The organism is Qipengyuania sp. SS22, from assembly GCF_025736935.1.
Lineage (GTDB): Bacteria > Pseudomonadota > Alphaproteobacteria > Sphingomonadales > Sphingomonadaceae > Qipengyuania.
In genome coordinates this window covers 791,881-805,674 of the sequence record NZ_CP107048.1, presented here as the reverse complement: position 1 = coordinate 805,674, position 13,794 = coordinate 791,881, and the positions used below count along the sequence as shown (strand labels likewise).

Sequence of the window (13,794 nt, the reverse complement as noted above, 5' to 3'; positions counted from 1 at the left end):
AGGCATCAATGCAACCTCAGAGAAGGCCTGATTGCGGCCCGATGGCCGCCTATCCAAATGGACAACCGCCTTGGGCTCACCCCATGCTTGAAGGGGGTTTTCTTGTCCTTTCGCCGGACAAGGATTGGTGCAACACTCGCCCGCGGCATCAAGAGGAAGGCCCAGCATGAACATATTGCTGCTCGACGCACATCCGGACCGTGAGCGCTTTGCATCAATAGCGGCTGGCGATCTGCAGTGATTTCCATACCATCGCCACGATCACCGCAGTGATCACTCCGCCCCAGAACCAATAAGGCAGGAGCAGGGCATCGGCGATGCGGCCGGTGTCGGACAGGGCCGCTTTCCCGCCAAGCTGGCCACCAGGGCTGAACAGATAGCCAAGGTCCTGGTACACGCTCACCGCGCCCTGCACGCCGAGGAACTCGACCGATATGCGTTGCCATTTCGCATTGCCGCGCAGCGCGACGTAACTTGCCGCGACGGCGAATAGCGGCAGCACGATCCAACCGGTAATAGAGCGTACCCAGACCAGCGTCGTTACCGCCAACGCGGCCGCAAGGCCAAGCAGTACCCAGCGGGTGGCCAGCCGCGAACGCGAGGCGATGATCATCAGGCATCCCGCAATACTCGGGCCCAGCAAGCCCGCCGCTGCGACGATGGCCTGCCCGATGCCCCACATGCTCCCGGAATATTCGGCAAATCCCGAGCCATTGGCAAAGATCACCAGACGCTCGAACTCGGCGCCGAGCAGCATGGCTGTCAGCCCGTGCGCCATCTCGTGGAACCAGGTTGCCAGGAGTGTAAACGGCATGAGCGCCAGCGTCCCGATCTCGGTCTGCCAGGCGATAATCGTCAGCACAGCGAAGGCGAGGATATAGCTTTGCTCGCGTTGGATTACCGGCTGCATGTGGTCCTCCGCATAGGGCAGGCCCCATTTCACGGGCGCGACGACCGGCTGGGGATTATCCGTCATCCGGGGAGCCTATCGCCCGCGCGCCTCAACGCAAGTAGTCGCGGCGGAAATCACGAGCGAACTGCGCGAACCGCCCTTCCCCGATCGCATCGCGCATCGCCTGCATAAGCTGCTGGTAGAACGCAATGTTGTGCTCGGTCATCAACATCGCGCCGAGGATTTCCTGAGACTTGACCAGATGGTGCAGATAGGCGCGCGTATAAGTGCCGCAGGTGTCGCAGGCGCAGCGGCTGTCGAGCGGCTCCTGATCCTCAGCAAAGCGGGCATTGCGCAGATTGATCGGCCCGTTCCAGGTAAAGGCCTGGCCGTTGCGGCCCGAGCGGCTGGGCAGAACGCAATCGAACATGTCGACCCCGCGCTCGACCGCGCCGACCAGATCGTCGGGTTTGCCCACGCCCATCAGGTAGCGCGGGCGATCCGCCGGCAACTGACCCGGCGCATAATCGAGCGTGGCGAACATCGCTTCCTGCCCCTCGCCCACCGCGAGCCCGCCAATGGCGTATCCGTCGAAGCCGATATCGGCCAGCTTGTCCGCGCTGATGCGGCGCAGATCCTCGTCGAGCGCACCTTGCTGGATCCCGAACAGCGCCGATCGCTCGGCATGCTCGCCGCCCGCGTCAAAGCCGTCGCGGCTGCGCTTTGCCCAGCGCATCGACATTTCCATGCTTTCCGCGATCTCGTCCCGCGGGCGGTCGGCACGCGGACATTCGTCGAACGCCATCACGATATCGCTGCCCAGCAGACGCTGGATTTCCATGCTGCGCTCGGGCGTGAGCATGTGCTTCGAGCCATCAATATGGCTACGAAACTCGACGCCCTGCTCGGTCAGCTTGCGCAGCTCGGACAGGCTCATCACCTGATAACCGCCGCTGTCGGTCAGGATCGGGCGCTGCCAATTCATGAACTTATGCAGACCGCCCAACCGCGCGACCCGTTCGGCCCCCGGACGCAGCATCAGGTGATAGGTGTTGCCAAGGATGATGTCCGCACCCGTCTTGCGGACGGTCTCGGGCTTCATCGCCTTGACCGTCGCCGCCGTGCCGACCGGCATGAATGCAGGCGTGCGGATGTCTCCGCGCCGCATGGCAATGGTGCCAGTGCGCGCGGCGCCATCGGTGGCGTGGATGGAGAATTCGAAGCGTTTGCTCATGGTCAAAAACCGTAGATCAGCGTGGCGCGGGTCTGCGTATCGGTCCCGACGGTGCCGTCCGGGGGATTGCTGTCATATTCGATCTTGTAGGAAAGCCGCGAGCGCAGCCGGTCGCTGATGCGGAAATCGAGCCCCGTCACAAGGTTGACGGTGGTATTCGCACTATCGAAGATTACGGTCGCCTCGCCCCCGGTCTCAGCCAGTGCCTCGACGTCCTGCGTCAGTTTGAGCCGGTCGAGCATTTGCCAATCGAAATCGAGGCCGACCAGTCCTGCGAGCCGGCTTGCGCTGGTGCCATCAGTAAAATCGGTCACGCGATAAGCCGGGCCGGCCTTGACCGATAATTCGAGCCGGTCGTTATTTACCACCCGATAACCGAAGCCACCCGAGACCGAATAGCGGGCGGAGAAGCCCTGGATCCGGTCGCGCTGATATTGCGCCAGACCATAGGCAAAAACGTTGTCGTCGAACTGCCAGCGCGGCTCATAAGAGGCGAGGAATTGTTCGCGACTGGTCGATCCGTTCTGGCGTCGATAGTCGGCGCGCAGGTGGATAGCATGGGTCCAGTCGATCCCCTTGCGATCAAGCTTGAGCGCAGCCAGCACGCCAATCGAGTCGGTATTCCCACTCGACTGGAAAGCGCCAAGTTCGGCTTCGCCACTCCATCGTTCGAACAGTCCGGCCTCGCGGATGGCTTGTTCCTCGGCTTGCGCCTGCTCCGCCTTTCGCGCTGCCACCGTGCTTTTCCACTCGGTCGAGATCGCTTTAATCTCGCGTTTTTCCGCCGGCCAGGTGCGGCGGGCGAGGTCGAGCACAGTGGCAACCTTACGTTCATCGCCGGTGGCAATCGCGGCATCGATCATCGCACGTGCACCCTCGGGAAGTTCCGCCTGCGCTGGAACAGCCATGAATGCGACCGTGACCGGAAAAAGGAACGGAATGAAACGCATAGTGCCCGCCTAGCGGCTTGTTTCGTCGCTCGCCAGTCTGCAATCGCTGCGCCAATCAGGCGCGCAGGCGCCATCCGGTCTTGAAGATATAGGCGATCACCGCGACGCAGGCTGCGAGGAAGCCGAGCGTGATGCCGAAGCTGATCCAGATGTCGACATCGCTCGATCCGTAGAAGGTCCAGCGCAATCCGCTGACCAGATAGACGATCGGATTGGCCAGCGCGATCGTATCCCACGGTTCGGGCAGCATATCGATCGAATAGAAGGTCCCACCGAGAAAGGTCAGTGGGGTCAGGAACAGCATCGGGATGATGCCGAGCTTTTCGAAATTGTCCGCCCAGATGCCGAGGATGAAGCCGAACAGGCTGAAGGCCGCGGCGACCAGCATGATGTAGCACACCGCAAGCAAGGGGTGCGCGATCGAATAATCGACGAACAGCCGCGCGGTTATCAGGATGATCGCGGCGAGCAGCAAGCTCTTGGTCATCGCGGCGCCCACGAAGCCGATCAGCGTCTCGGCAACGCCCACCGGCGCGCTGAGCAGTTCGTAGATCGTGCCGGTGAAGCGCGGCATGTAGATGCCGAAACTGGAATTGCTGGTGGTTTCGCCCAGCAGTGTGAGCATCAGCAGGCCGGGGATGATGAAGGCGCCATATTCCACCCCGCCAAGATCGGGCATGCGCCCGCCGATCGCCGCGCCGAAGACGATGAAATAGAGCGAAGTGGTCAGCACGGGTGCAAGCACCGATTGGAACGCGGTGCGCAGGAAGCGCATCAGTTCGCGCGTGTAGATCGACCAGGTCGAACGCCAGGAGATCATGCCGCCTCCCCCTCGCCCAGCAGCGAGACGAAAATGTCCTCGAGGCTGCTCTCGCGCGTTTCGATGCCGGTGTAGTCGATCCCCGCTGCGATCAGTGCCTTGGTGAGGTCCGCGACCTCGGCCTTGCCCTTGCCGGTTCCGTCGCCGCCGCGATAGCAGAGCGACATACCGCCCTCCTCCAGCTCGACCGGGAAGCGCGCGATGGCGGGCGGGAGTACGGTCAGCGGCTGGGCCAGCGCGATATGCGCCTCGGTGCGGCCGAGCCGGGCCATCATGGCATCCTTCTCGTCGACCATCAGCAACTTCCCACGATTGATGATCCCCACGCGGTCGGCCATCATCTCGGCTTCCTCGATATAATGCGTGGTGAGGATGATCGTCACGCCGCGGCTGCGCATATCGTCGATGATCGCCCACATGCTCTTGCGCAATTCGACATCGACGCCCGCGGTGGGTTCATCGAGGAACAGCAAATCGGGCTCATGCGCCAGCGCCTTGGCAATCAGCACGCGGCGTTTCATTCCGCCCGACAACGCCATGATGCGCTCGTCGCGCTTGTCCCACAGGCTCAGGCTGCGCAGGATTTCCTCGATCCGCTCGCGGTCGGGTGCAAGACCGAACAGCCCGCGCGAATAGCTGACCGCGCGTTCGACGGGTTCGAACATGTCGGTGCTGAGTTCCTGCGGCACCAGACCGATACGGCTGCGCGCCCGGCGCCAGTCGCTGGCGAGGTCGTAGCCAAAGGCGTGGATCGTGCCCGAACTGGGCCGCACCAACCCGCAGACCGCACCGATCAGCGTGGTCTTGCCCGCCCCATTGGGACCGAGCAGCGCGAAAATCTCGCCCCTGCTGACGGTAAGATCGACATCGTCGAGCGCTTTCAGCCCGCCGGGATAGACCTTCGACAGGCCGCTGAGTTCGAGAATCGGATCCACAGGCTCCTAGCTAGCGGCGATCCAGTTGCCGTGGAAGCCCGGTGGGATGAGGTGCGGGATATGGACCGTCGCGATCGGGGAAAGGCTCATCGCGTCGAGGATCTCGAGTGCGCTGGTGCCCTGGTTGCGGTCGATCACATAGCCCATGACCCAGCCATCACCTTCGGGCGCGTCGACCGCGCGCGGGACGAAGACGAATTCGCCGGGAATCCGCCCGTCCCCGAAAACATGTTGCACCCGTTCGCCAGTGGCAAGATCGTGGCGATAGAGCGGCATCGGTGCGACAAATTCGAGGTCCCCGTCTTCGGGCATGCCCATCGACCAGAGATAGCGATGGGGCTTGGTGAAATAGCGCTTGTCCGGCCGGGGAAATTCCTGGCCCGCCGCGTCCGTGGTCTCGCGAATGACTTTCCCGCCCTGCCCATCGACCGTCCAGCGTTCAAGCCCGAGCGCCTTGCCATAGGGCCCCGGCATCTCGCCGTCGAAAATGGTTTCATAGGCGCAGACATCGATGATTACCTGGCCGGTTTCGTCTTCGAAACTGTTGCCGACATGGAAAACATAGCAGGGATCGACCTCGTGCCACACGACCTCGTCGCCGGTGGCACCGCGCGGCAGCAATCCGACCCGCGCCTTGTGATTGCGGTTCCAGCGATAGGGGAATTTGTGCCCCGCCATCAGCGCCTGCATCGAGAAAGTCACTGGCAGGTCGAGAATGATTACGAAGTTTGCGGTCAGCGCACAGTCGTGGATCGAGGGGCCGTGCTTCACCGCGATCTCGGTTTCGCGCAGCACCTTGCCGCGCCGGTCCATCGCTACGTGGCGGATCGTATCCTGCGATGGGCCATCATAGCAGATCGCGTGGAATTCACCCGTGGTCGGGCATTGATGCGGATGCGCGGTGAAGGAGCCGGTCAGTCGGCCGCCGAAATCGGAATAGGCGACGCTGTCGAGATTGCCGTCGAGCTCGACCGGGAAGCTGTTGGCCTCGACCAGCGCCATGATCGTTCCGCCGATATCGAGGACATTGGTGTTAACCGTATCACCAAAACCGCGGCGCGGGCCGCCCACCGCCGCCGGACCGCCCTTGCCTTCGAGTTCGGCGGACCGGATGAAGCGGTTGCGATACCATTCGGCCTGGCCGTCCTTGAGCCGGACGCCGTGCACCATGCCATCGCCCAAAAACCAGTGATGGCCCTTGCCGACGTCTCCGAAGGGGTTGGGGCCGATCCGGACATAGCGGCCATCGAGTTCGGCGGGTATGGTGCCGGTCACCGTTGGATGATCGAGCGTGAATTCCTCTTTCAACGGCGTATGGATACCGTGCAGGAAGGGGTTCTCCCCAGCACCGGGCAAACGCCCGCGGTTGATGCTGGCAACCGCCTGCAGCGCGGGAGTGACTGCTTTACGGATGGTTTTCTCGATGACGCTTGCCATGACCGACTCGCTCCGGATAAAGTGAACGTTGTAAACATAGAGGTCATGCTAACAGTGTCAACATTGCCCGCCAGCTACCATCACGGCAATTTGCGCGACGCCTTGCTCGCAGCCGGCCTGGAAGCCCTTGAAGGCGCCGAGGGCAAGGCACCCTCGCTCCGCGAACTGGCGCGCGAGGTCGGGGTTTCGGCGACTGCGGTCTATCGCCACTTTCCCGACAAACAGGCGCTCGACAAGGCGCTCGCGCAGGAGGGCCTCGCGCTACTCGGAAGCGAGCAGGCGAAAGCGGCGGAGAAAGCGGGCGGCGGTGCAGCGGGCTTTGCCGAGACGGGGCGAACCTATGTCCGTTTCGCGCTCGCGCATCCCGCGCTTTTCCGGCTGATGTTCACCCAGGGTCATCCGGTCGACGACCGCGACACACCCGATCAGGCGCGCGCGCTCCTGACCACACATACACAGACACTCACCAGCGATCCCGAACGCGCCGAAACACTCGCATTGCAGGCGTGGTCGATTGCGCATGGAGTTGCGATGCTGATGCTCGACGGGCGCATTTGCGCCGACGATACGCTGATCGACCGCTTGCTCGATACGGACAGCCTGTTCCCCTAAATCAGCGGAGCAGCAGCGAGGAATCACCATAGCTGTAAAAACGGTATTCCTGCGCGATGGCGTGCTCGTAGGCGGCCATCATCCGATCGCGCCCCATCAACGCGCTTACCAGCATCATCAACGTCGATTTGGGCAGATGGAAATTGGTCATCAGCCCGTCGATCGCGCGAAACCGATAGCCCGGTGTGATGAAAATAGCCGTATCGCCGGCAAACGGCTGGATCACGTCATCTTCGCCCGCCGCGCTTTCGAGCAAGCGCAGGCTGGTGGTTCCGACTGCGATGACCCTGCCGCCTGCCTCGCGGACCGCATTGAGCCGGTCGGCTACCGCAGGCTCGATCCGGCCCCATTCGGCATGCATCGCATGGTCGTCAGTGTCATCCGCCTTGACCGGGAGGAAGGTCCCCGCCCCGACATGCAGCGTGAGTGTTTCGGTCCCAACCCCTGCCTCAGCCAGCGCATCCATCAATTCGGGCGTGAAATGCAGCGCGGCGGTAGGGGCGGCGACCGCGCCGTCCTCCTGCGCAAACATGGTCTGGTAGTCTTCTCGGTCGCGCGCGTCGGTGGGGCGCTTGCCCGCGATATAGGGCGGCAGCGGCATCCGCCCGGCCCGCTCGAGCAGGACCTCTACCGGCTCATCGCCACCGAAGACGAGCACGAAGCTGCCATCGGGCAGCCGCTCTTCAGCGAGCGCGGTTACCCCGCCCCCGAATTCGGCGATATCGCCGACCCGCAGCCGCTTGGCATTGCGCACGAACGCCTGCCACCGGCGCAGGTCGATCCGCTTGTGCAGCGTTGCACCGATCTTGGCTTCACCGCGCCGCCCTTCGAGCTGTGCCGGGATCACGCGCGTATCGTTGAACACCAGCACGTCGCCCGCGCGCAGCATGTGCGGCAGGTTGCGCACGCCGCGGTCCTCGAAGGGACCATCGCCGCGGACGACGAGCATACGCGCAGCATCGCGCGGACGCGCCGGGCGCAACGCGATCCGCTCAGGCGGGAGTTCGAAATCGAAGAGGTCGACTTTCATCGCGCCGCCCCTAGTCCGGGTGCGGCGCGATGGAAAGTCAGTTGCCGAGCGGCGCGTTCAGATCGCTGGCCGAAATCTCCGCATCCGGCACGCGCGGCGCAGGCATTGCCGGGACCGGCTTATTGTCCGCCGCGATCGAGGCCTGGAGAATCCGCGTGGGATTCGCGGGCGGCTCGCCGCGTTCAATCGCGTCGACGGCCGCCATGTTGGCGATGACACGGCCGAAATTGGTGTAATTCTGGTCGAGGTTGAAACGCGGGTAGAAGACGAGGAAGAACTGGCTGTTGGCGCTGTCGGGGCTCGCCGAACGGGCCATCGACACGCTCCCGCGCACATGCGGCATGCGGTGGAATTCTTCTGCGATGTCGGGCAATTCCGAACCGCCGGTACCGGTGCCGGTCGGATCGCCCGTCTGCGCCATGAAACCGTCGATCACGCGGTGGAAGATGATCCCGTCATAAAACCCCTGCCGAGTCAGCGCCTTGACCCGCTCGACATGGTTGGGCGCCCAGTCGGGCTTGAGCCGGATCGACACGCGCTCGCCATTCGACAGGTCGAGCAGCAGGATGTTTTCGCGATCTTCGGAAACGTCGAAACTGACCGGCGTGAATACGCGCGTATCGGCTTCCGCTTCGGCGGCAACCGTTTCGTCCGCGTCCTGAGCCTGGGCGGTAAAGGGCGCCGCGGCAAACGTCAGCGTGGCAGCAATGGCAAGCGTCTTGAGCATCGTCATTCCGTAGCAATGTCCTGGATGGCGGATCGTCTAGCGACCGGCGTCTGTCGGTTCAATGAATAGCTTGGATAGCCGCGTCAGCCCCCGCGCGGGCCGAGTTTCTGTACCCGCGCCTCGACATCGGCGCGCACGGCGGGGGTCACGAACTTCCCGATCGGTCCGCCATAGAAAGCAATTTCTTTCACCAGGCGGCTGGCGATCGGCTGCAGTTCGACATCGGCCATCAAGAAGACGGTTTCGATCTGGTCGTTGAGCTGCCGGTTCATGCCCGTGAGCTGGTATTCATATTCGAAATCGGTCACGCCGCGGATCCCGCGGATGACGATGCCCGCACCCATTTGCTGGGCGAAGTCCATCAGCAGCGAGTTGAAGCCGACCACCCGAATGCTCTGGCTCTTGATGCCCGCCACCTCGCGTTCGACCATCGCGATGCGCTCGTCATCATCGAACATGGGCGACTTGGCGATATTGGTGGTGACACCGATAATCAGCTCGTCGACCAGCTTCGCGCCACGCTCGATGATATCCATATGTCCGAGCGTGATCGGATCGAACGTCCCCGGGTAAATGCCGATACGCTTGGCCATTAATGATCCCTCTTCACGATGAAACGCGCCAGCTCCACCAGCAGCCGCGCATCCTTGCCATGGTTGACAAGGTGCCGTCCGGCCTGTTCGACCAGCATGGTCGCCTGTGCGCGCGCCTGTTCGACGCCCATCAGCGTGACGAAAGTCTGCTTGCCCTGCACTTCGTCCTTGCGCAGCGCCTTTCCAGCCAGTTTCTCGTCGCCTTCGACGTCGAGCAGATCGTCGGCAATCTGGAAAGCGAGGCCGATATCGCGGGCATAGGCGCGCAAATGCGTCCGTCCTTCAGGTGGCACACGGCCGAGTACGGCCCCCATCTCGACGCTGGCAGCGAGCAGTGCGCCCGTCTTGAGCTGCTGGAGGCGCGTGATCTGACGCAGATCGTAAGCCTGTTCTTCGGACATGATGTCCATCATCTGGCCCCCCGCCATACCGTCATGACCGCTGGCTCGCGCGAGCGTGGCGACCAGCTCGGCGCGCACGAAGGGATCGGTGCTGGTATCGGGTTGGGTCAGGATATCGAAAGCCAGCGCATGCAGGCAGTCGCCCGCAAGCACCGCGGTCGCTTCGTCGAAGGCGGTATGCACGGTGGGCTTGCCGTGCCGCAATTCGTCATCATCCATGCAGGGCAGATCGTCGTGAATCAGCGAATAGGCATGGATTGCCTCGACCGCACAGCCAGCATTGATCGCGGCGTTGCGGTTAACCCCGAACAGGTCGGCGGTCGCGGCCAGCAATAACGGGCGCACCCGCTTGCCGCCGCCGATCGCGGCGTAGCGCATCGCTTCCACCAGCCGCGCGCGGGTATCGTCGGGGACGGGAAGAAACGCATCGAACGCGCTGTCGATATCGGCCTGCACCCGCTCGAACGCCTCGCCAAGCAGGTTGGGCATAGCGGTAACTGTTGTCACGCGGCGCCGCCTGCATCGAAGGGTTCGGTCCCCGTCGGTTTGCCATCGGCGCCCGCCACGATCTTCTCGATCCGCGCCTGCGCCGCATCGAGCCGCGCCTGGCACGCCTTGCGCAGCTTTTCACCGCGCTCGTAGAGATCGATGCTCTCGTCCAGCGGCACATCGCCGCTCTCGAGCCGGCGGACCACACCCTCGAGTTCGCGCAATGCCTGCTCGAAGCTCAAATCCGAAATCTGTGACTGTTCCTCTGCCATCGCAGGCAAGCATTGACGGTCCGCCTGCGCGCGGTCAAGTAAACCCAAACGGGGGAGCCAATATGACGTGGATTGTCGCTGTCATCGCTGTGGCGTTGGTGTTCGGGGCATTGGATGCGGTGTGGTTGAGCTGGGCCGGACCCAATTTCTATCGCCCCAAACTCGGCGATCTTCTGGCTGACAGTTTCCGCATGACGCCCGCGCTGGTATTCTACGCTGCCTATGTCGCTGCAGTGGCCTGGTTCGCGGTGCGCCCGGGCCTTGCCAACGGCATCGCATCCGCAGCGTTCAATGGCGCCCTGCTCGGCGCGATCTGTTATGCGACCTACGATCTAACCAACCAGGCCACGTTGCGGAACTGGTCGACCACCGTCACCATCGCCGACATTATCTGGGGCGCGTTCGCGACGGCAGTTGCGGCAAGCGCAGCCACCTTCGCCGCCGACAAGTTCGGCTAAGCCATGTTCATCGGCCATTTTGCTCCCGCTTTCCTGGCCCGCGGAGTTGCCGAGGATGCGCCCAAGCTCGGTGTGCTGTTCATCGCCGCCCAGCTGGTCGACTGGGCGTTCTTCACCTTCGCGATATTCGATGTCGAGCAGCTGCGCATCGTACCCGGCATCACAGCCATGAACCCGCTTGATCTCGTCTTCACGCCCTATTCGCACAGCCTTTTGGCGACCGCTGGCTGGGCGCTGGTCTTTGGCTTAATTGTGGGGGTCATCCTACGCAGCGTGGTCGCAGCCGCCTGGGGCGCGATCGTCGTGCTTAGCCATTGGCTGCTCGACCTGCTGGTTCATCGCCCCGACCTGACTATTGCAGGGGGCGAGGACAAATACGGGCTTGGTCTGTGGAACACCCCAAGTATCGAAATGCCGCTGGAGATCGGCCTCGTCCTGCTTGCCTACTGGTTTTACATCAGCCGCACCAAGGGGCCGGCGATCCCGCCGCTGATCCTGCTCGCAGCAATGTTGCTGTTCCAGGCGATCAACTGGTTCGGCCCGCAACCCGAACACGCGGGCGTCGGCATGTATTTTTCGGTCTTCCTTTCCTACGGTATTCTGACCGCCATGGCCTTCTGGGTGCAATCGACACGGTGGCATAAAAACCAGCTGGGACTGGCGGTAGCCAGCGTGCGGCGCTAAGCGCGCGCGCATGGCAATAGTCGAATCCGCGATCACCCCCGAAGTCGTCGAACAGCACGGCCTCAGTCCCGCAGAATACGAGCGCGTCCTGCACGCGCTGGGCCGCGAGCCCAATCTGGTGGAGCTGGGCATCTTCTCGGTCATGTGGTCAGAGCACTGCTCCTACAAGAGCTCGCGCCTGCATCTCAAGAAGCTCCCGACCGAAGCACCCTGGGTGATCTGCGGCCCCGGCGAAAATGCCGGCGTCATCGACATCGGCGACGGTCAGGCGGCGATCTTCAAGATGGAGAGCCACAACCACCCCTCCTATATCGAACCCTATCAGGGCGCGGCGACCGGCGTCGGCGGGATCCTGCGCGATGTCTTCACCATGGGCGCGCGGCCCGTGGCGAATGCCAACGCCCTGCGATTTGGCCGGCCCGACCATCCCAAGATGCAGCATCTGGTCAAGGGCGTCGTCTCGGGCATCGGGGGCTATGGCAATTGCGTCGGCGTGCCGACCGTCTGCGGCGAGACCAATTTCCACTCCGCCTATGACGGCAACATCTTGGTCAACGCGATGACCGTGGGCGTCGCCGACCAAGACAAGATCTTCTATTCTGCCGCCACCGGCGTGGGCAATCCGATCGTCTATGTCGGATCGAAGACCGGCCGCGACGGGATCCACGGCGCGACCATGGCCAGCGCCGATTTCGAGGAAGACGCCGATGCCAAGCGCCCCACCGTGCAGGTGGGGGATCCCTTCACCGAAAAGCTGCTGATCGAGGCCTGCCTCGAACTCATGGCGACCGATGCGATCGTCGCGATCCAGGACATGGGCGCTGCGGGCCTGACCTCTTCCAGCGTTGAAATGGCCACGAACGGCAAGGCGGGCATCCGCCTCGATATGAATATGGTGCCGTGCCGCGAAGACGGCATGACCCCCTACGAAATGATGCTGAGCGAAAGCCAGGAGCGGATGCTCATGGTCCTGAAGCCCGGCAAGGAAGCCATGGCGCAGGCCATTTTCGACAAGTGGGAGCTCGATTTCGCGATCATCGGCGAAGTGACCGATACGCAGCACATGGTGCTCGAATTCGATGGCGAAGTGGTCTGCGACATTCCGCTCGGCCCGCTGGCGGCAGACGCGCCCGAATACGACCGGCCCTATCTTTCCAAGGACGACTACACCGCCTGGGCAGGCATCGCGCCGATGCGCGAACGGCCCGACACCGACGATGTCGGCGGCGATGTGATGAAGCTGCTCGCTTCGCCCAACCTGTCCTCGCGCCGCTGGATCGCGGAACAATACGACAGCCAGGTGGGTGCCGATACGCTGCAAACCGGGGGCGACGCCGGGGTGGTCCGCGTGCATGGGACCAAAAAAGCGCTCGCCATCACCACCGATTGCACACCGCGCTATGTCCACGCTGACCCCTATGAAGGCGGCAAGCAGGCGATTGCCGAGGCTTACCGCAATCTGTGCGCGGTCGGCGCACGGCCGCTCGCGGTGACCAACTGCCTCAATTTCGCCAACCCGCAGCGCCCCGAGATCATGAGCCAGTTCGTCCATGCGCTCGAAGGTATGGGCGCGGCCTGTCGGTTGCTCGACTTCCCGATCGTGTCGGGCAATGTCTCGCTCTACAATGAAAGCAAGGCGACCGGTGGTGGCAGCGCGATCCTGCCCACTCCGGCGATCGGCGGCGTCGGGCTGATCGACGATTACGAGACCATGATGACCATGCCGTTCAAGGCGGCAGGCGAAGCTATCTATCTGATCCGCGCCGAACATTGGGCTACCCCCGATCCCGAACGCTCGCATCTGGGCAAGTCGCTGTGGCTGTCCGAAATCCACGGGCGTGACGAAGGCCGTACCCCGCCGACCGACCTTACCGTCGAGAAGAATGCAGGACGGATCGTGCGCCAGCTTATCGCCGATGGCCTGGTCAGCGCCGTGCACGACGTGTCCGATGGCGGACTGGCGATCACGCTGGCGGAAATGGCTATGGCTGGCGGTATCGGTGCCGAAGTCGAATGGCACCAGGACTACACGCAGGCGCAATGGTGGTTCGGCGAGGACCAGGGCCGCTATGTGGTCACCGTGCCCGATACCGAGGCGCTCAACCGGGTGCTGGCCAAGGGTACCGAGAGCGACGAAACCGCCTCGATCGGTTTCCGCCGGATCGGCAGGACCGGCGGCACCACGCTGTTCGGCAACACGGTCGACGACATGCGAGCCGCGCACCAGAGCTTCTTCTCCAACTGGATGGAGGGTTGACGG

15 protein-coding genes are annotated in these 13,794 nt (G+C 63.1%); 4 read left to right on the top strand and 11 right to left on the bottom strand.

The window, feature by feature from the left end; all coding sequences use genetic code 11:
• Positions 1-214 precede the first annotated feature (214 nt).
• Genes N6L26_RS03925 through N6L26_RS03900 form a run of 6 tightly spaced genes read right to left on the bottom strand, consistent with a single transcriptional unit; the run spans position 215 to position 6,268 of the window.
• On the bottom strand, positions 215-976 hold the full coding sequence (locus N6L26_RS03925) for a M50 family metallopeptidase (RefSeq protein ID WP_263606737.1): 762 nt from the start codon (positions 974-976) through the stop codon (positions 215-217).
• A 25-nt stretch (positions 977-1,001) separates the two neighbouring features.
• Complete coding sequence (tgt, locus tag N6L26_RS03920; RefSeq protein ID WP_263606736.1) at positions 1,002-2,126, bottom strand: tRNA guanosine(34) transglycosylase Tgt; 1,125 nt, start codon at positions 2,124-2,126, stop codon at positions 1,002-1,004.
• Positions 2,127-2,128: 2 nt separating this feature from the next.
• The gene (locus N6L26_RS03915; RefSeq protein WP_263606735.1) at positions 2,129-3,076 is read right to left on the bottom strand and encodes a YdiY family protein; all 948 of its coding nucleotides are present in this window, start codon (positions 3,074-3,076) and stop codon (positions 2,129-2,131) included.
• Between the two features lie 55 nt (positions 3,077-3,131).
• Positions 3,132-3,896, bottom strand: coding sequence for an ABC transporter permease (locus N6L26_RS03910; protein WP_263606734.1), 765 nt, complete (start codon positions 3,894-3,896; stop codon positions 3,132-3,134).
• Positions 3,893-4,831 (bottom strand): ABC transporter ATP-binding protein, encoded by a 939-nt coding sequence (locus N6L26_RS03905; RefSeq protein WP_263606733.1) that lies wholly within the window; start codon positions 4,829-4,831, stop codon positions 3,893-3,895. Before N6L26_RS03905 ends, N6L26_RS03910 begins: the two co-directional genes overlap by 4 nt.
• 6 nt (positions 4,832-4,837) lie before the next feature.
• Positions 4,838-6,268, bottom strand: coding sequence for a carotenoid oxygenase family protein (locus N6L26_RS03900; protein WP_318173617.1), 1,431 nt, complete (start codon positions 6,266-6,268; stop codon positions 4,838-4,840).
• A gap of 45 nt (positions 6,269-6,313) precedes the next feature.
• On the opposite strand from N6L26_RS03900, the gene N6L26_RS03895 reads away from it, so the two are divergent.
• Positions 6,314-6,880 carry a TetR/AcrR family transcriptional regulator gene (locus tag N6L26_RS03895; protein WP_263606732.1) on the top strand — a complete coding sequence of 189 codons (567 nt, stop codon included), beginning with the start codon at positions 6,314-6,316 and terminating at the stop codon, positions 6,878-6,880.
• A 1-nt stretch (position 6,881) separates the two neighbouring features.
• Here N6L26_RS03895 and queA read toward each other — a convergent pair whose 3' ends face one another.
• The 5 genes from queA to N6L26_RS03870 all read right to left on the bottom strand — a co-directional run bounded on the left by queA (position 6,882) and on the right by N6L26_RS03870 (position 10,392).
• On the bottom strand, positions 6,882-7,910 hold the full coding sequence (gene queA, locus N6L26_RS03890) for a tRNA preQ1(34) S-adenosylmethionine ribosyltransferase-isomerase QueA (RefSeq protein WP_263606731.1): 1,029 nt from the start codon (positions 7,908-7,910) through the stop codon (positions 6,882-6,884).
• Between the two features lie 37 nt (positions 7,911-7,947).
• Positions 7,948-8,643: a peptidylprolyl isomerase gene (locus N6L26_RS03885; protein WP_412071340.1), complete on the bottom strand. Its 696-nt coding sequence runs from the start codon at positions 8,641-8,643 to the stop codon at positions 7,948-7,950.
• Positions 8,644-8,720: 77 nt separating this feature from the next.
• Positions 8,721-9,230, bottom strand: a complete 510-nt coding sequence (gene coaD / locus N6L26_RS03880; RefSeq protein ID WP_253516010.1) for a pantetheine-phosphate adenylyltransferase — start codon at positions 9,228-9,230, stop codon at positions 8,721-8,723.
• Positions 9,230-10,120: a polyprenyl synthetase family protein gene (locus N6L26_RS03875; protein ID WP_263607246.1), complete on the bottom strand. Its 891-nt coding sequence runs from the start codon at positions 10,118-10,120 to the stop codon at positions 9,230-9,232. Before N6L26_RS03875 ends, coaD begins: the two co-directional genes overlap by 1 nt.
• Before the next feature lie 14 nt (positions 10,121-10,134).
• A complete protein-coding gene (locus N6L26_RS03870; protein ID WP_263606730.1) occupies positions 10,135-10,392 on the bottom strand; it encodes an exodeoxyribonuclease VII small subunit in 258 nt (85 codons plus the stop codon).
• A gap of 62 nt (positions 10,393-10,454) precedes the next feature.
• Between N6L26_RS03870 and N6L26_RS03865 the strand changes: the two genes are divergently transcribed.
• Genes N6L26_RS03865 through purL form a run of 3 tightly spaced genes read left to right on the top strand, consistent with a single transcriptional unit; the run spans position 10,455 to position 13,791 of the window.
• Positions 10,455-10,850: a DUF2177 family protein gene (locus N6L26_RS03865; RefSeq protein ID WP_263606729.1), complete on the top strand. Its 396-nt coding sequence runs from the start codon at positions 10,455-10,457 to the stop codon at positions 10,848-10,850.
• Between the two features lie 3 nt (positions 10,851-10,853).
• A complete protein-coding gene (locus N6L26_RS03860; RefSeq protein ID WP_263606728.1) occupies positions 10,854-11,534 on the top strand; it encodes a hypothetical protein in 681 nt (226 codons plus the stop codon).
• A 10-nt stretch (positions 11,535-11,544) separates the two neighbouring features.
• Positions 11,545-13,791 carry a phosphoribosylformylglycinamidine synthase subunit PurL gene (purL, locus tag N6L26_RS03855; protein ID WP_263606727.1) on the top strand — a complete coding sequence of 749 codons (2,247 nt, stop codon included), beginning with the start codon at positions 11,545-11,547 and terminating at the stop codon, positions 13,789-13,791.
• Positions 13,792-13,794 lie beyond the last annotated feature (3 nt).

What these genes read in the sequence shown, in the direction of transcription:
- N6L26_RS03925 (WP_263606737.1), bottom strand. Translation starts at nt 976, where the DNA reads ATGACGGATAATCCCCAGCCGGTCGTCGCGCCCGTGAAATGGGGCCTG.
- tgt (WP_263606736.1), bottom strand. Translation starts at nt 2,126, where the DNA reads ATGAGCAAACGCTTCGAATTCTCCATCCACGCCACCGATGGCGCCGCG.
- N6L26_RS03915 (WP_263606735.1), bottom strand. Translation starts at nt 3,076, where the DNA reads ATGCGTTTCATTCCGTTCCTTTTTCCGGTCACGGTCGCATTCATGGCT.
- N6L26_RS03910 (WP_263606734.1), bottom strand. Translation starts at nt 3,896, where the DNA reads ATGATCTCCTGGCGTTCGACCTGGTCGATCTACACGCGCGAACTGATG.
- N6L26_RS03900 (WP_318173617.1), bottom strand. Translation starts at nt 6,268, where the DNA reads ATGGCAAGCGTCATCGAGAAAACCATCCGTAAAGCAGTCACTCCCGCG.
- N6L26_RS03895 (WP_263606732.1), top strand. Translation starts at nt 6,314, where the DNA reads ATGCTAACAGTGTCAACATTGCCCGCCAGCTACCATCACGGCAATTTG.
- queA (WP_263606731.1), bottom strand. Translation starts at nt 7,910, where the DNA reads ATGAAAGTCGACCTCTTCGATTTCGAACTCCCGCCTGAGCGGATCGCG.
- N6L26_RS03885 (WP_412071340.1), bottom strand. Translation starts at nt 8,643, where the DNA reads ATGACGATGCTCAAGACGCTTGCCATTGCTGCCACGCTGACGTTTGCC.
- coaD (WP_253516010.1), bottom strand. Translation starts at nt 9,230, where the DNA reads ATGGCCAAGCGTATCGGCATTTACCCGGGGACGTTCGATCCGATCACG.
- N6L26_RS03875 (WP_263607246.1), bottom strand. Translation starts at nt 10,120, where the DNA reads ATGCCCAACCTGCTTGGCGAGGCGTTCGAGCGGGTGCAGGCCGATATC.
- N6L26_RS03870 (WP_263606730.1), bottom strand. Translation starts at nt 10,392, where the DNA reads ATGGCAGAGGAACAGTCACAGATTTCGGATTTGAGCTTCGAGCAGGCA.
- N6L26_RS03865 (WP_263606729.1), top strand. Translation starts at nt 10,455, where the DNA reads ATGACGTGGATTGTCGCTGTCATCGCTGTGGCGTTGGTGTTCGGGGCA.
- N6L26_RS03860 (WP_263606728.1), top strand. Translation starts at nt 10,854, where the DNA reads ATGTTCATCGGCCATTTTGCTCCCGCTTTCCTGGCCCGCGGAGTTGCC.
- purL (WP_263606727.1), top strand. Translation starts at nt 11,545, where the DNA reads ATGGCAATAGTCGAATCCGCGATCACCCCCGAAGTCGTCGAACAGCAC.